This window comes from Hyphomonas sp. UBA4494 (genome assembly GCF_002388935.1).
In the GTDB taxonomy this organism is placed as follows: domain Bacteria; phylum Pseudomonadota; class Alphaproteobacteria; order Caulobacterales; family Hyphomonadaceae; genus Hyphomonas.
In genome coordinates this window covers 26,070-41,202 of sequence record NZ_DGNK01000031.1, presented here as the reverse complement: position 1 = coordinate 41,202, position 15,133 = coordinate 26,070, and the positions used below count along the sequence as shown (strand labels likewise).

Below are 15,133 nucleotides of genomic sequence, written 5' to 3'. Positions count from 1 at the left end.
ATGATACCAGCTATTGCTTTGGGATTAGGGCTGGCGGCGCAAATGCTTGGTGGCTCGTCGCTCGTGGTCAAGGAAGTTATTCGCGCCGGCGACACGGTTACGGCCGCCAACATATCGACGGAGACGGGTGCTTTGGTCGACACCGATAACCCTCTGCTCGGCCGAGAAGTTCGCCGCACGGTGTATGTCGGACAAGAATTGTCGATGGATGATACGCGCCCCGCACGCCTTGTGCGCCGCAACCAACTCGTGACGGTAAAATTCGTCAGCGGAGCATTGGAAATCACGACGACTGGCCGGGCGATGGGGGAGGCGACTGAAGATGAAGCAGTCGCGATCCTGAATTTGAATTCGAAGAAGATCGTAAACGGTATTGTTCAGAAAGATGGATGGGTGCTTGTGCAATGAAACATTATCTTACATTCACCGCAGCATTCCTTGGCCTCACAGCCTGCGGCTCTGTGCCTTCGGCAGATGCAACATTCGACATGACTGCACCTGCGACCACCATGCCGGCGGTGATGCAGCAGGCCTATGTTGAGCCCGAAGGTACAAGCGATGCGTCGCTTTGGACTACCGCTCCAAATGCTCTGCTCAGCATGCGCCGAGCAAAGGCTATCGGCGACCTGCTGACTGTCGTTGTTGAGATGGACGATCAGGCAAGCCTGCAAAGCTCTCTGTCTCGGAATCGCAATAGCAGCGCTGACGTGAATGTCGATGCGCTGTTCGGTTTGCCGGAGTGGGCAAACGGTGTGCTGCCTGGCGGGGCGTCATTGTCACCTGGCGTCGACTATAATCGTGGGTCGTCAATGGACGGAAGTGGCGCGATGAATCGGGCCGAGAAGATCGCCTTTACGCTTGCGGCACGCGTAGTTGCGATGGAGCCGAATGGCAACCTGGTCATTCAGGGCTACCAGCAAACGCGCGTAAGCAACGAGGTTCGCATGCTGACGGTAAGCGGCGTAATTCGATCACAAGATATCACCCGGACCAATACGGTAACCTATGAGAAGATCGCAGATGCGCAGATTTCATACCTCAACAGCGGTGATGCGACATCGGTTCCGCAACAGCGGATTGGCCAGAAAATCATCGACAAGGTCGTACCGTTCTAGGATCCTGAAATGAAGCAAATCGTTCCTTCCATTGTAGCCTTGCTCGCAATTTCTGCTGGCGGTGGCGGTGCCTATTTTCTGAAGTCCGGTTCCTCCTCTTCGCCGGTGGCTGCGGCTGAGCACGAGAATGATGGCCAGGATAGTGATGAACACGCCGCGCCCAAGAAGGAAAAAAAGGCCAAGAAGGAAAAAGACTCCCACGGAAAAAGTGACAAGCACGGCGCTGCTGACAGTGGCGAAGTGACATATTACAAGTTCACGCGGGAGTTCGTCGTCCCCATGATTGAGGATGATCGGGTGCAAAGCCTGGTGATCCTGAACCTTAACCTCGAAGTCGACACAAGTATTTCGCAAGAGTTGTTTTCGAAAGAGCCCGTCCTGCGCGACAACATCATGACCACTTTGGTGAAACTGAGTAGTGGGGGGCGGACGCTGAACTCTATCACCGATGTCGACAATTACGAGACGTTGCGCGCCATGATCCTTACGAACCTCCAGAACGAGATTCCGAACGGCATTCATAACGTGCTGATACTGGATATGGCCCGTCAGGATCTGTGATCTGCCATTTGCCTGACATAGGCGAGGACCTGCGGGCTTTTTTAGCTAGCTCACAGCCTCGGAATATTTGTTCACGCTCGTAAGGTCGGCCGATAGGTGAGATGAGGTGCCGAAGCGGAGCCCGCCATTCTCGGTTGAGACATCGGTGATGGTGGTAATGATCTGAGGCGCTCCCAATCCGATGTATTCTTCACCTCTGTAATAGTCGATGTTGAACTCGAAAATCTCGTCTGTCGTAATGGTGTCACCGGAATTGGTCTGTCCATTCCATGTGTGGACACCGTCTTCCATATCCAGCTTTTCAGACCAGACAAGCTCTCCCTCCGAGTCCCGCACGGTCAGGTATGCGTCGTCAGCCTCGGTAGGCGTGTTGGCCAGATAGCGGATTTCGGAGCCTGTGTATGGCACCCATGACGACTCAACCGTTACGGTCTCGCCCAGCCATTCACTGGCGAACATTGTGTGGAGTTCCCCGATAAGTGACGAAATTCCACCCAACGCAGAGTTTGTCTGAACCTGCTGTTCAAGCGAGGAAAACGTCGCGAGCTGGTCAACAAACTGTGTCGAATCCATTGGGGAGAGTGGGTCTTGATTCTGAACCTGCGCAGTGAGCAGTTTGATGAAGTTATTGAACTCCTCACCAAATTGTTGGGTGGCTGCCGAAGAGGCAGTCGTCTGCGTTTGCGCGGCGGTGGTCGATTCGATCGTGCTCATGAAGTCGAACTCCTATACCCGTATATCCAGGCCGTTGGTGACGGTTCTGGAGGGGGTGGCTTGTTGAAGGGGGGATGCAGCGACGGCCAAACTATCTGGGTCGCTGTCCAGGGCGTCGGCGTCAGTGTTCGACCAGCTTTGAGCCGGGTTCTGATCAGAGGGTTGCTCGCGAAAGGTCATATCCTGGCTAGACAAGCCGTGCTCGTCGAGGACCGAGACCAGGTCCGGGTGAAAGGCTCGTATTCGGCGAATTGCTTCAGCTGAATCTGCTGTGACCAGCACGTGCTGTAGGCCTTGCGAGTCAAACTTGAATTCAAGAGAGACCCGTCCGAGTTCTGGCGGATCGAGCTGTATTCGCACGCGGTTCGACTGCGTGTCTGATGACAACTCCCGAGAAATGATGCTCGGAATATCGGCGGGTACAGCAACATAATTCGCTTGAGGTTGCGCGGGGGCGACTACGGCTTGCATCGAGGGGGTGGAGATCGTCGGCGTCGTGCTCGTTACGGCTGACAGGCCCAATGTAGATGGTTGCCCGGTGTCAGATGCCGGGCTGGCAAACTCTGTCGCCATTCCGGTTGCAAATCCTTGGACCGGCTCCATAGACCCTAAGGTATTGAGCGATCCTGGCAGGGGGTCAGGTGATTTCCGGTCTTGCGGCGTGCCGTCCTGAGCGGTGTCGCCAGATGGAGCGGGCTGTGGAGTTCCAGCGGTGTTGAAGGTGGTCTTCTGGGGGGCGGGGGAGGGCTCCAACTCGGATTCGCTAGCCGCGTCAGCTAGCGCACCCATCTCAGTGGCTTTCGGAACAATAGCCGATTCGATCAGCGCATCCGGTTCGATGTCAGAGGCCTCTCGAGGCTCGGCTGGGGGTGCCTGAAACTGGAGCGGGTCATCAACGGCGACCGTTGCTGGCAAGTCCTCAATGGACGCACCGGCGCGTTCAGGCTCGGCGTCTGCTAGACCCGGCACAATAGTGGTTTTGGTGCCTGCAAGATCCGAATCAACAATGGTTTTGGCGTCGGGTGCGCGCGGCTCGGACGAAGCCGACGCCTCTATTATTTCCGCGGCATGCGGGACCGGAATAGTCACGTCAGAATCTGTGCCTTTGACAGTGTCCGGATCGACATTTGAGGTGACCAGTGGCGCTGAAACTTCCAAGGCTTCCTCAAGGTTTGCGAAGTCGGTTGCCTCAAGGTCGGCTGGATCAAGCTCTACATCTATGACGTTTTCAGATTCCAGATTCAGAAAGGCGATCGGCGACGCATTTGCGGTGTCAGTGTTTACGCTCGCCATCATGATCTGATCTGGCGCTTCACCTTCAATAGTATCTTGTTCTGCTAAATGCTTCTGAAAAGCCTTGCCTAGTTCTCCATCCGCTAACGGAGATGCATTTGGCGCACCGCCAGATGAATCGACTGCGGACATTCCATCGAAGCTCAGAAAAGGCGTCATAGGTTAATCCAGATTAGGTTTCTCTTAACCCTGTTTGGCCCAACACTGGTAAAATAAGTTTTAAGCAAACGCGGTTCATTTCGCTGCCGCCAGACGTGAGGAGTGAGAGGTATGACAGATATTTCAGGCGCAAGTATGGGAACAGCGCCTGTGTCTGGCACCTCGCCCGCCGGAAACGGCGCAGGCAAGACTGCCATCGAAGAAATCGGTGTGAGGTTCGAACAACTGCTCTGGTCCGAAATGCTGAGTCACACTGGACTCGAAGAGGCCTTCACCCAGTCAGGAGGGGAGGCGGCTTCGGCGTTTTCGCGAATGATCATTGAGGCAATTGCCGAAGATCTCGCCGAAAAGCACCCCTTGGGGCTGAACGCGACCGGCATACCAGCCTCAAGCGAGGGCAACGAACAAATAGGAATTGTTACCGATGACTGACGCCGCGCGCGCCCAACAAATCATGTCTCAGGTCGAAAGCGTCCTGTCAGCCGAGAAGCATCTTCTGCTCTCAGGCCAGGTTCACCGTGTCGTGGAATTGTCTGAAGAGAAGGTCCAGGCCATGACGGCTTTCGAGTCCTTGCTTCAAGAAGCCGGTCAGATGCTGCGAGCGGAAACCATTCAGGCTCGGCTCAGGGGTATTGTACAGGCAGCAAGTGAGAACTCCATTCACTTCCGCGCCGTTCAAAATGGCCTTCAGAACATGGCAACCAGGCTCGGCCGCGTGTCTCAGGACTCCTATGTGGGAGCCTATCAGTCCAATGGATTGCAAACGCCATTTTCAAACGCTACCGGGAATTATCTTAAGAAGGCATGACGGTTAACTGATTGTACACGGGTCCTGTATACTCAGTTACGGCGAACCAAGATGGGTTGCGGGAATTCCCGACGTCAGGACGACGTGAGATCGAACCTAGGCAGCGACATAGCCGCTCGCCTGACGAACATGGGGTACATTCAAAATGTCCAGTATTCTGACCAACAATAGTGCGATGGTTGCGCTGCAGACTCTGCGCGGAATCAACAGCAACCTCGAGACGGTCCAGTCCGAGATTTCGACCGGTAAAAAGGTCGCCACCGCAAAAGACAACGCCGCCATCTGGGCTATCTCGACCGTCATGGCGACGGACGTAGACAGCTTCAACCAAATCACGGACTCCCTGAACAAGGGTTCTTCGACTGTGGGTGTTGCCCGTGCCGCTTCCGAGCAGGTCACCAGCCTCCTGCAGGACATGAAAAACCTGATCGTTTCCGCTCAGGAAGATCTGAATGCTGACGACCGTGCGAAGATCCAGACGGATATCGATGCCAAGCGCACCGCGATCAGCAATATCGTCAACGCCGCTCAGTTCAATGGCCAGAACCTGCTGCAGGGCGACGAGAGCATCAGCATTCTCGCCTCCCTCGACCGCGGTTCGGATGGTTCGGTCTCTGCGACTTCCATCACCGTTGCCCGTCAGGACCTGCAGACATCTGCAGCTGTTGACGCTGCTGATAAGGAATCTGGCGATGCTGGTTTTGTATCGACCGCTGATTCCGCAACTGACAGCACTGTCGATCTCGTAGATGGCGACGCTGGATTCTTGGCCACGGCTCAGTCGGGCGCGATCAGTGATGGTAACGACGCTGATGTCACGGTTGATGCGGGTACTGTGACTGCCGGTGATGAGTTCACGATCAATGTGGGCGGTGCCGACTACACCTATACCGCATCTGCGGATGATACCGCGAATGATGTTGCTGCCGGCCTCAAGGCGCTGATCGATGCCGGTAGTATTGGCAACCTCACCGTCACTGTGACTCCTGGTGCTGATCCGGCTTCCGATGATGCCACCATCAATTTCGCCGCGTCCGGTGGCAACGTTGCTTTTGACGAAACTGGCTTGGCCGCCGAGACAACCGAAAGCGTTATCTCTGATGGTGACACCGTGGACGTTACGCTGGCGGGCGGTACGATTGCTGCGGGTGATACCTTCACGATCAACGTCGGCGACGCTGACTACACCTACACAGCTGTCGATGGCGATACCAACAATGACGTCGCTGCAGGCCTCAAGACGCTGATCGATGCCGGTGGTATCACAGACCTTACGGTCACGGTGGCAGACGCCGCTGATCCAACCGCAGATGCTGCGACGATCACGCTCGAAGCCGACGGTAGCGATGTTGCGGTCAACCTGACCGCTCTCGCGTCCCAGGATGCGGCAGTTGCTGCAGGCGGCCTTGGCGCCATCGCTGACCTGAGCGTTGGAACGACTGAGGATGCTACGGCGGCTCTGAACACAATCGAAGACCTGCTGGATACGGCTATCAACGCCGCAACAGCATTCGGTTCGGCTCAGACCCAGATCGAAGGTCAGGGCGAATTCGTCCAGACGCTGATCGACTCGATGACCGCCGGTATCGGTGCCATGGTCGACGCAGACATCGAAGCGGCATCCGCCAAGCTTCAGGCCCTGCAGGTTCAACAGCAACTCGGCGTTCAGGCGCTGTCGATTGCGAACTCGAACCCGCAGACACTCCTGTCGCTGTTCAGATAATTTCAATAGGACCCAGGCGCTGATTGGCGCCTGGGTCCGCTTACTACCAACACTAGAGAGGGTGCATGCAACAACTGGCTTACAAGGCATATGGTGAGGTCACGAGCCGCACTGCCAATACCGGACAGATTGAATACGCCCTGTTTCAGGACATCACGCAGGCACTTAAGAATGTTGACGAGGTCGAAATGCCAGCGCCCGCAGTCTGGGCCGACGCAATCGATCGCAATATGAAACTCTGGCAAATTCTTTCAACCGACCTGATGAGCGAAGCCAACGAATTGGACCCTGCGCTCAAGCGAAATCTTATTGCGCTTTCTGAGTCGGTCCGCCAGATCAGCTACCAGGTTCTCGCGCGCAAGGCAGAGATCACAGAACTGGTCGAGATCAACGAAATAATTATGCAAGGCCTGGAAGGACAAACTTCCTCACCTGCAAATGTGGCGGCAGAATAATGTCAGGACTTGTGCTCAAACTCGCAGCGGGTGAACGGTTTGTCGTGAACGGCGCCACGTTGGAGAATGGGGACAAGCCTTCCACTGTCCGTGTGGTCGATGACAACGCTCGAATTTTGCGCTGTCGCGATGCGATGAAACCCCAAGAAGTTGATACGCCAACCAAGCGCGTATATTACGCAATCCAATTGATCATTACGGGCGATCTGAACGAAGCCGACGTCCTGCCAGCCATTCTGGAAGAATGCGCTCGGCTAGATGACGTATTCGAAACCATAGACCGCAAATTGCTGAGCGTTTTGCGCTCCATGCTAGATCGCGGAAACTTCTATTCGGCACTTTGCCACCTGCGCAACATCATTGCGATCGAAGCTGAACTCCTAAAAGTCGCTAGTTTGAAACCACAGTTTACCGAGCAGGCGCAGGTCGCCTGACATGGTCTATCAGCCGGTCATCCCGATCACAGGATATGGCGGGTGGAAATTCCTGGAATCCACGCTTGAGAAGCAGATGGAGGGGTTCACCGACTCTGCCAGTATCAAGAACGACCGCGAATACTTTCAAGAAAAGATGTCGTCGCCAATCGCGATGGAAGACTTCCTGTCCGACAAGCGGCTCCTCCGCATCTCTCTCACGGCCTTTGATCTTGGGGGAGAGGAGTGGAAAGTCGGTTACATTCGTCATGTGATGGACGAACAGGCTGATCCCGACAGTACTTTCCTGACCCGCCTGAACAATCAGGCATACAAAGATTTTGCCAGCACTTTCGCAGTGAGTGAGGGTAAAATCTCGCTGTCTGCGGATACGATTTCGACACTGTCAGATAATTTCGAACTGGCCTCTTTCCGGTCCGCCGTTGGCGATGTTGATAATAACATGAAGCTTAGTCTGAATTTCCAGGCGAAGATTGGCAACCTTGTTCGAGAAGAATCGAGCGATTCTGCGAACCTCTATCGTATTCTGGGGGATGTTCCGACTCGAACTGTTTTCGAGACAGCGCTGAATTTACCCACTTCTTGGCAGCAGTTGGACGTCGACCAGCAGGCAGATATTCTGAAAGAGCGCGTATTGAGCGTCTTTTCTATCAGCAAGATAACAGACTTGGCCAATGAGGACGTCATGGACAAGGTAATCCAACGCTTTCACACGATGGACTCGATCGCCAATGGCCAGTCCTCGCTTTCCTCCGGATCTGTGGCGTTGACGCTTCTGAATAATGCAGCTGGCTTCGGATCGACCGCCAGCCAAAACCTGTTTCTCAGCATCGTGTCCAGCTAGGATTTTTCGGCGGCCTCAACAGGGTCCAACAAGTCCTGAAGGTGCTGGAAGGCTTGTGGGATATGTCCAGTATTCGGCTCTGAAACGAAATTGTCCAGCTGCGGGAAGCGTTCGATGGATCGATCTCCGGCTGCGTCATGTCCTCGCTCATACAGATTGGCGCGCAGCATCGGCGCGATTTCTTCATAGAGTGCAATCGTCCGTCGGTAATCCTTGATGATTTTGTTTTCATCTGGTTTGGCCGCATCTGGCAGGCATCTCGAGACACTGCGCAAGACATCAATAGCGGGATACCGTCCGCGTTCGGATATCTCCCGCGACAGGATGATATGACCATCCAGAACCCCACGGACCATGTCTGCTACGGGCTCTTCCATATCCGATCCAGCCACCAGGACGGAAAAGATTGCGGTAATATCGCCTTGGCCTTGCGCACCAGGGCCGGTCCGTTCCGCGACTTCTGCAATGGCGCGTACGGTTGACGGTGGAAAGGCGTTGAGGGCGGGAGTCTCTCCAGCCGAGAGAGATACTTCACGATGTGCTTCGGCAAAACGTGTGATGGAATCAAACAGGAAAAGGACCTGGTGCCCCTCATCCCGAAAATGTTCCGCAGTCGCGATCGCGCAGAGCGCGGCGCGTTTCTTGGCTCCGGGTGGGTCATTGGCAGTCGCAGCTACAATGACCGTTCGGGACAGGACGTCTTTGGGTAGAGTCTTATGGACGAACTCATTCACTTCCCGGCTGCGTTCGCCGATCAAGGCAATGACGACGCGGTCCGCTTTCACGCCAGCGGCGAGCGAGCCAAGGAAGGTAGATTTACCGACACCAGACCCGGCAAACAGGCCCATTCTCTGACCCTGACAGATCGGTAGGATCGTGTCAGTGATCATCCACCCGGTGGAAAGGCGCTGGCCTAGGCTTTTGCGGGTTGTGTTCGCCGGGGGCGATGCTCTCAGCGGGCGGCGAGTGGTGTTGGCGGCTGGTGCTATGGCGCTCTCGCCGGAAATCGTGCCTCGGTAGTCCACGATCTTGCCGAGCCAATGATCACCGGGCTCGACATAGGCTTCCTGTTCCAACACAGCTCGATCGCCAATTAGGATCGCATCAGATTCACCGTAAAGCATTGCTTTCACATGACCGCCGGAGACGGCGAGCACTTCTCCGAACACCTCACCCTGACGCGTGCGAACCCGAATTTCATTTCCCAGGCGGGCAAACTCGCTGATCCCGCCAATCAGAATCAGTCCCGGAGATACCTCCGTGACGGTTCCCCAGATTCGGTACAGGCGATCAGGAAAATTGGGGGTCGGATGCAACAAGTAAACAGATCTCGCCTATTCGTTAACTCTTTCTTCAAATTACCCCGGCAATTCTTCCAAAGTATTAACTAGGAGCGATTCTGTGGCGATTCTCAATCTGGATGTCCTGAATGTTTACAGCGCCATGGCGCGCCATGCTGCTGAGAGCCAGAAAGTATCGGCGACAAATATCGCCCATGCCAACGATCCTGATTACAAGGCGCAACATGTCGAAGCCTTTCAGGACTTTCTCGCGCGGGCTGCATCAAGCGGAGCCGTCGATGCCGGCGACCCAGCTTTCAAGACGTTCGAGACGGATTTCGCAAACTCGCCGAACGGGAACTCTGTAAACCTCGAGCTCGAAATGTTCCGCGCAACCGACGCGCAGGGGCAGCACGAAATGGCGGTCTCAGTCTACACAAAGTCGCTTGACCTCCTTCGCACAGCCATTGGTCGGAAAGGGTAATTCATGGACTCACTCAAAGCCACTATGATGCAGGCTGTTTCCGGTATGCAGCTCCAGTCGAAACGAATCGATATCTCGTCCCAGAATGTTTCGAATGCCGACACGCCCGGTTACCGCCGCAAGATTCTGTCCGTCGAGCAGGCACCGACTGCTGCGGACGCCTTCATTGCGACACGCATCGAGCTCGATCAAACCGAAGGCGAGCGCAGTTATGATCCCGCCAGTCCGCTAGCGGATGCAGAAGGATATGTGACAGCGTCCAACGTGTCGCTGGTCACTGAAATGGCTGATATGCGCGAAGCGAATCGCGGATATGAGGCCAACCTGAACTCGTTCCGGCAGGCGCGAAGCATGTACCAGTCACTTCTCGGTATTCTCAGGCGTTAAAGGGGGGCAGAATGTCCAATGTAAGCATCAGTGCATACGCAGCGCTCGGTTCGATCAAGCCGGCCCAGGTTTCTGACAAACCAGCAACAAACCCGGCTGAAAAGTCGGGGGTGGCAGAGGGGTTCTCGACCTTCAAGGCTGCTCTGCAGGAGGCTGAGCAGACAGCCATGCAGACCGCTGTGTCCGGCGCGGATCCCCATGCCATGGTCGAAGCGCTAGCTCAGGCCGAGTTGGTCCTTGATGCCGCCGTGACTGTTCGGGACAAGGTCGTTGAAGCCTATCAGGAATTGCTTCGGATGCCGGTCTGATCAGGGCGGCCACACATGACCGAACTCGCCATCTTTGAAGTGTTGCGCGGTGCGCTCTGGGCGGCGGCCATGATGGCGCTGCCCATTCTTGCTGTCACGCTGGTGCTTGGGTTTGTAATTGGCTTGCTACAGGCGCTCACCTCCATTCAGGAAATGACGCTTACCTTCGTGCCAAAGATTTTGGCCGTCGTCGTCGTGTTCTTCCTGTCGCTTGGGTACATGACGCGCATTTGCCTTGATTTCTTTAATAATACCGTTCTCCCCATGATTTCGAATTAGGGCCGCCATGCCGACCTCACGCTTCTTCGATTTGTCAAAGCCGACCGCCATCCTCGCGATCGGCTTGATGGCGATTATTCTCATCATGGTATTGCCCGTCCCGGCTTGGGTTATGGACATCGGTCTCACGGCGTCCTTCGCGTTTGCCATTCTGATTTTCACGACCAGTATCTTCATCGAAAAGCCCCTGGACTTTTCGTCATTCCCGAGCGTGCTTCTGGCATCGCTGATGCTGCGCTTGGCGCTGAACGTATCCTCGACCAAACTGATCATCAGCCAGGGCCATACGGGTACCGACGCTGCCGGCAACGTCATCGAAGGCTTCGCCATGTTCATCATGGGCGGAAATCTGTTTGTGGGTCTGGTTGTGTTCGCGGTGCTGGTCATTGTGAACTTCATGGTCATCACCAAAGGCGCCGGCCGAATGGCAGAGGTCGGTGCGCGGTTCGCTTTGGACGCGATGCCGGGCAAGCAGATGGCCATCGATGCCGATTTGGCTGTTGGTGCTATCAGTCATGAAGAGGCGCGCAACCGTCGTCAGAAGGAGCAGGAAGAAGCTTCCTTCCTAGGTTCACTGGACGGTGCGTCAAAATTCGTGAAGGGCGATGCGATCGCCGGCTTGCTCATTACCGCCTTGAACCTCGTTGCGGGCGTCGGCTTTGGCCTTGCCGCACACGGGCTCAGCTTCACTCAGGCGCTGAACAATTACTCCATTCTGACGGTAGGGGATGGTCTCGTTTCCCAAATCCCTTCCGTTATCGTATCAGTATCGGCGGCAATGCTTCTGGCGAAAGGCCGTGAGGACGGTGCGATCGATCTGGCGCTCGGCGCGCAATTGGGTGCGAATGCCACTTCCCTGATGATCGTGTCGGGAATCCTCGCAATTTTCGCGCTGTTTCCGGGTCTTCCGTTTCTTCCTTTCATGCTGGCTGCAGCGGCGTTCGCGGCGGCATCTTTCTATATTCGCCGGCGGGAGCGCGACCTAGCCGCGAAAGCGGAAGCTGGCGAAATTGAAGAGCCGAAAACCAGCCTCGTCATTGGTGACTCTATTCACTCCGACGAGATCCACCTGGAGGTTGCCCCAGATCTGGTGGGCATGGTGCTGCAGGGGGCAGGTGGCTTTGAAAGTCGAATCGACAAGATTCGAAGGTATATTGCAGAAGAATATGGCTTCGTTCTGCCGTCCATCAGGATGACGGACAACCCAACGCTCGGGAAGAACGAATACCGCATTCGAATTCAAGGTGTGCGGGTAGATACAGGTCTTGTGCGTCCGGGCTCGCTGTTGGCGTTGATGGAAGATGGGCAACTGCCACACCTACAGGGTGAGAAGGTCAAAGAACCCGTTTACAAGGCAGCCGCCCGCTGGTTGCCAAGTACAAAGAAGCAAGAGCTGTCTGCTGCTGGTATTCCAGCGGTCGAGCCGACGGAAGTTCTCGCGACTCACATGCTTGAAGTCATTCAGGCAAACTTCACACTCGTCTTTACACGCATGGTTATGCTGGACACGCTGGATGCCTTGACTCATATCAGCGACAGCGAACGTGCTGCGTCCAACAGGCGGTTCCTTGATGAATACATTCCCGGGAAGGTTAGTCCTGAACTTCTGCTATCAGTGCTGCGCCTGCTGCTTGAGGAGCGCGTGTCGATTCGTAATCTGTTCCTGATTGTTGAAACAATTGCCGAGGTCAAAGCCCAGTCAAGCGCGCCGTCGCGCATTGTGGAACTCGTTCGCCAGCGGCTCGGATTCCAAATTGTCGATCGCCTTCAGGACGGTCAAGGCCGCCTTCCGCTGCTCCAGCTCTCCACCAATTGGGAACAAAAGTTCAACGAGCACGAAATCTCCCGCGAGGATGGCGGATCGGATATTGCCCTGCCTCCAGAAATGTTTGGAGAACTGACGACAGCGGTGCAGGCCAAATTGAACGAAATGGCTCAGAAAGGTGTCGTTGCCTCCGTGGCAACCTCGTCCCGTCGGAGACGTTTCCTGCAAACTGTTCTGGCGAGCAAGGGCGTGCGCAACTCCGTTCTGGCGTATGAGGAAATCGGTTCCAAGAGCAAGCCGTACATCGTCGGCGTCGTCTGATGCTGGAAGGACTTCCAATCGGGCCACAACTTTCGGCCTGGATTATCCTTTTCATGCTGATCGTCGCCAGGTTGACCTTTGTCGTATTCCTGATGCCGGGGATTGGCGACCAGACCGTGCCGATGCGTGTGCGCATGTCGCTGTTACTGGGCGTGGCCACCCTGTTTGCCATGTCCGGCATCGTCACGGCACCTGTTGATATCTCAATTGCGAACTTTGTCGGTCTCCTGGGGGCGGAAACCATAATCGGGCTGGGCCTGGGTGTATTGCTGCGCACATCCATCTGGATTCTGAACATGGCCGGATCACTGATCGCCCAAACGATCGGGCTTTCGCAAATGCTCGGCATTGCGCTGGATGCTGAGGCGCAGACGGTGGTCTCGAACATGTTGGCCATGGCGGGTGCCGTCCTACTCTTGTCGGCAGACTACCATGTCAGCGTATTTGTTAGACTCGCTGAAATATACATCGAAATTCCGGTTGGGGGGCTCACGCAGTTCGATCAGTCCTTTGTCATTGAGGGCATGTTCAACGCCATAAAGTTTGCCGTCCTGATCGCTTGGCCCTTTGTGGCGATCAACCTGCTCTACAACATCTCACTCGGCTTTATTAATAAGGCGCTGCCATCGCTGATGGTGGCATTTGTGGGCGCCCCCTTTATGATCGGAGCGGGGTTTGTGCTTCTGGCCATTTCGGTGTCAACTATCCTGATAGTCTGGATGGATCGGGTCTCCGGTTCGATCGGCTGGTGGTGAGGTAGGCAATGGCCGAGGATCAATCAGGTGGTGGCGAGAAGGAGTTCGAGGCCACCGAACAGAAGCGACGTGAGGCGCGTCGCGAAGGGAATGTCGCCCAGTCCAAGGAAGCCAATACGTTTGCCCTGTTCGCTGGCGTTATCATCGCTGCCATCATGTTCAGTGCCGTTGTGGCGGGGGCCATGTTCAGCGAATTTTCCGCATTGATGTACCACGCTGACAGCTATGCGGCGGACGTTTTCAACGACGGTGGCGGAGCAACGAAAGCTTGGCTGGCGCGCACATTGGTCAAGGTGATACCCTTGTTTGCGATCATGGCGGCCCTTGTACTCGCCACGCTGGTTGTCCAGCAATCGATTGCCTTCTCGGCGAAGAAGATCAAACCCGAGTTCAACAAGATTTCGCCAACCGAAAACCTGAAGAAGAAGTACGGCACAAAGGGCCTGCTGGACTTCCTGAAGGATATGGCAAAAATGTTCTTTGCTGGCGGGCTCGCGGCTGTGTTCCTGTACGGGTTTGCACAGCATTACTATGCGAGTAGTGCGGTGGAACTCAGCGATTTCTTCAATTTCACCTTTGGCCAGGTGCTGACGCTGTTCCTTATCTTCGGTGTGTTTCAGTTCGTCCTCGCTGCGATTGACCTGCCGCTGCAGCGTCAGCTGCATTCCAACAAGCTCAAGATGAGCAGAGAGGACATTAAAAAGGAGCAGAAGCAAAGCGAAGGCGATCCTCAGCTCAAGCAGAAGCGGCGCGAGAAGGCGTCCAGCATGAGTCGGAACCAGATGATGCAGAATGTCAAAACAGCGACCGTCGTCATGGTCAACCCGGAACACTATGCCGTGGCCTTGAAATGGGATCCGGAGGGAGGCCGTGCACCCGTCTGTGTCGCCAAGGGTGTCGACCATCTGGCTGCCAAGATCCGCGAAACTGCCATGGCCAATGATATCCCAATCTACCGGGATCCACCGTCAACCCGGTCCATCTACCGGTTGGTAGATATTGACGAGGAAATCCATCCTGACCATTTCGCAGCCGTCGCAGCTGCAATCAGTTTCGTCGATCGCATTCGCAAGCAGACCGGGGGTGCCCAATGACAGGTTCTCGCCCGAAATTGCTCAAGCTCGTCGCGCTGAAGCGTCAGAAAGCGGAGCAATCCCTTGCAATTGTCCAAACCGAGCTGCGCGATCTTGGGAAGCAACTGGATGCATTGCAGGAGGAGTTCGCCAGTGCTGACCGGGCGGGCGGAGATGTGCACGCGATGATGCTTTCAAGCCGATACGGTCATTCCAGACGGGTTCTGCATGATATGGATCGCAAGCGGTCTGAGATTGCGGACGCGCAACAAAGGTTCAACGCTGCGCGAGAGGAGCTCAAACGGATACTGAATTCCGAAGACCAGCTTGTTCAGATGCGTGCGGGATCATGAAGTCGATCATGCTGGCGTGCAA

The 15,133-nt window shown here is 55.4% G+C and carries 20 protein-coding genes; 17 read left to right on the top strand and 3 right to left on the bottom strand.

Annotated elements, in window-relative coordinates:
• From flgA to B2P82_RS11850, 3 genes are read left to right on the top strand one after another with little or no spacing between them, the layout of a single operon-like run.
• Complete coding sequence (gene flgA, locus B2P82_RS11860) at positions 1–408, top strand: flagellar basal body P-ring formation chaperone FlgA (protein WP_051607784.1); 408 nt, start codon at positions 1–3, stop codon at positions 406–408.
• On the top strand, positions 405–1,115 hold the full coding sequence (locus tag B2P82_RS11855; RefSeq protein WP_034814660.1) for a flagellar basal body L-ring protein FlgH: 711 nt from the start codon (positions 405–407) through the stop codon (positions 1,113–1,115). Before flgA ends, B2P82_RS11855 begins: the two co-directional genes overlap by 4 nt.
• Positions 1,116–1,124: 9 nt before the next feature.
• Positions 1,125–1,676: a flagellar basal body-associated FliL family protein gene (locus B2P82_RS11850; protein ID WP_290497157.1), complete on the top strand. Its 552-nt coding sequence runs from the start codon at positions 1,125–1,127 to the stop codon at positions 1,674–1,676.
• 45 nt (positions 1,677–1,721) lie between these two features.
• Here B2P82_RS11850 and B2P82_RS11845 read toward each other — a convergent pair whose 3' ends face one another.
• Both B2P82_RS11845 and B2P82_RS11840 read right to left on the bottom strand, forming a co-directional pair.
• Positions 1,722–2,390, bottom strand: a complete 669-nt coding sequence (locus B2P82_RS11845; protein ID WP_290497156.1) for a flagellar hook assembly protein FlgD — start codon at positions 2,388–2,390, stop codon at positions 1,722–1,724.
• 12 nt (positions 2,391–2,402) lie between these two features.
• Positions 2,403–3,686, bottom strand: a complete 1,284-nt coding sequence (locus B2P82_RS11840; RefSeq protein ID WP_290497155.1) for a flagellar hook-length control protein FliK — start codon at positions 3,684–3,686, stop codon at positions 2,403–2,405.
• Between the two features lie 267 nt (positions 3,687–3,953).
• Between B2P82_RS11840 and B2P82_RS11835 the strand changes: the two genes are divergently transcribed.
• From B2P82_RS11835 to B2P82_RS11810, 6 genes are all read left to right on the top strand, one after another.
• Positions 3,954–4,274, top strand: coding sequence for a hypothetical protein (locus B2P82_RS11835; protein ID WP_290497154.1), 321 nt, complete (start codon positions 3,954–3,956; stop codon positions 4,272–4,274).
• Entirely contained in the window at positions 4,267–4,650 is a 384-nt protein-coding gene (locus B2P82_RS11830) for a hypothetical protein (protein WP_290497152.1), read from the top strand. The genes B2P82_RS11835 and B2P82_RS11830 overlap by 8 nt, the downstream gene beginning before the upstream one ends.
• A gap of 145 nt (positions 4,651–4,795) precedes the next feature.
• Positions 4,796–6,373, top strand: coding sequence for a flagellin family protein (locus tag B2P82_RS11825; protein WP_290497151.1), 1,578 nt, complete (start codon positions 4,796–4,798; stop codon positions 6,371–6,373).
• A 65-nt stretch (positions 6,374–6,438) separates the two neighbouring features.
• Positions 6,439–6,828 (top strand): flagellar biosynthesis regulator FlaF, encoded by a 390-nt coding sequence (locus B2P82_RS11820; protein ID WP_206991598.1) that lies wholly within the window; start codon positions 6,439–6,441, stop codon positions 6,826–6,828.
• Positions 6,828–7,262, top strand: a complete 435-nt coding sequence (locus tag B2P82_RS11815; RefSeq protein ID WP_034814676.1) for a flagellar biosynthesis repressor FlbT — start codon at positions 6,828–6,830, stop codon at positions 7,260–7,262. The genes B2P82_RS11820 and B2P82_RS11815 overlap by 1 nt, the downstream gene beginning before the upstream one ends.
• Before the next feature lies 1 nt (position 7,263).
• Complete coding sequence (locus B2P82_RS11810; RefSeq protein ID WP_290497150.1) at positions 7,264–8,106, top strand: DUF1217 domain-containing protein; 843 nt, start codon at positions 7,264–7,266, stop codon at positions 8,104–8,106.
• Here B2P82_RS11810 and B2P82_RS11805 read toward each other — a convergent pair.
• Positions 8,103–9,425 carry a FliI/YscN family ATPase gene (locus B2P82_RS11805; protein ID WP_290497149.1) on the bottom strand — a complete coding sequence of 441 codons (1,323 nt, stop codon included), beginning with the start codon at positions 9,423–9,425 and terminating at the stop codon, positions 8,103–8,105. The genes B2P82_RS11810 and B2P82_RS11805 overlap by 4 nt on opposite strands.
• Before the next feature lie 82 nt (positions 9,426–9,507).
• Here B2P82_RS11805 and B2P82_RS11800 point away from each other — a divergent pair, with 82 nt between their 5' ends.
• The 8 genes from B2P82_RS11800 to B2P82_RS11765 are packed head-to-tail and all read left to right on the top strand — an operon-like array spanning position 9,508 to position 15,111.
• Complete coding sequence (locus B2P82_RS11800) at positions 9,508–9,870, top strand: flagellar biosynthesis protein FlgB (RefSeq protein ID WP_242517420.1); 363 nt, start codon at positions 9,508–9,510, stop codon at positions 9,868–9,870.
• A 3-nt stretch (positions 9,871–9,873) separates the two neighbouring features.
• Positions 9,874–10,257 (top strand): flagellar basal body rod C-terminal domain-containing protein, encoded by a 384-nt coding sequence (locus B2P82_RS11795; protein ID WP_290497148.1) that lies wholly within the window; start codon positions 9,874–9,876, stop codon positions 10,255–10,257.
• Between the two features lie 11 nt (positions 10,258–10,268).
• Positions 10,269–10,565, top strand: a complete 297-nt coding sequence (gene fliE, locus B2P82_RS11790; RefSeq protein ID WP_290497147.1) for a flagellar hook-basal body complex protein FliE — start codon at positions 10,269–10,271, stop codon at positions 10,563–10,565.
• Between the two features lie 15 nt (positions 10,566–10,580).
• Complete coding sequence (locus B2P82_RS11785; RefSeq protein ID WP_034814684.1) at positions 10,581–10,844, top strand: flagellar biosynthetic protein FliQ; 264 nt, start codon at positions 10,581–10,583, stop codon at positions 10,842–10,844.
• 7 nt (positions 10,845–10,851) lie between these two features.
• Positions 10,852–12,930 (top strand): flagellar biosynthesis protein FlhA, encoded by a 2,079-nt coding sequence (locus B2P82_RS11780; protein ID WP_290480170.1) that lies wholly within the window; start codon positions 10,852–10,854, stop codon positions 12,928–12,930.
• Entirely contained in the window at positions 12,930–13,685 is a 756-nt protein-coding gene (locus B2P82_RS11775) for a flagellar biosynthetic protein FliR (protein WP_051607787.1), read from the top strand. Before B2P82_RS11780 ends, B2P82_RS11775 begins: the two co-directional genes overlap by 1 nt.
• Before the next feature lie 8 nt (positions 13,686–13,693).
• Positions 13,694–14,779: an EscU/YscU/HrcU family type III secretion system export apparatus switch protein gene (locus B2P82_RS11770; protein WP_290497146.1), complete on the top strand. Its 1,086-nt coding sequence runs from the start codon at positions 13,694–13,696 to the stop codon at positions 14,777–14,779.
• Positions 14,776–15,111, top strand: a complete 336-nt coding sequence (locus B2P82_RS11765; RefSeq protein ID WP_290497145.1) for a hypothetical protein — start codon at positions 14,776–14,778, stop codon at positions 15,109–15,111. The genes B2P82_RS11770 and B2P82_RS11765 overlap by 4 nt, the downstream gene beginning before the upstream one ends.
• Positions 15,112–15,133 lie beyond the last annotated feature (22 nt).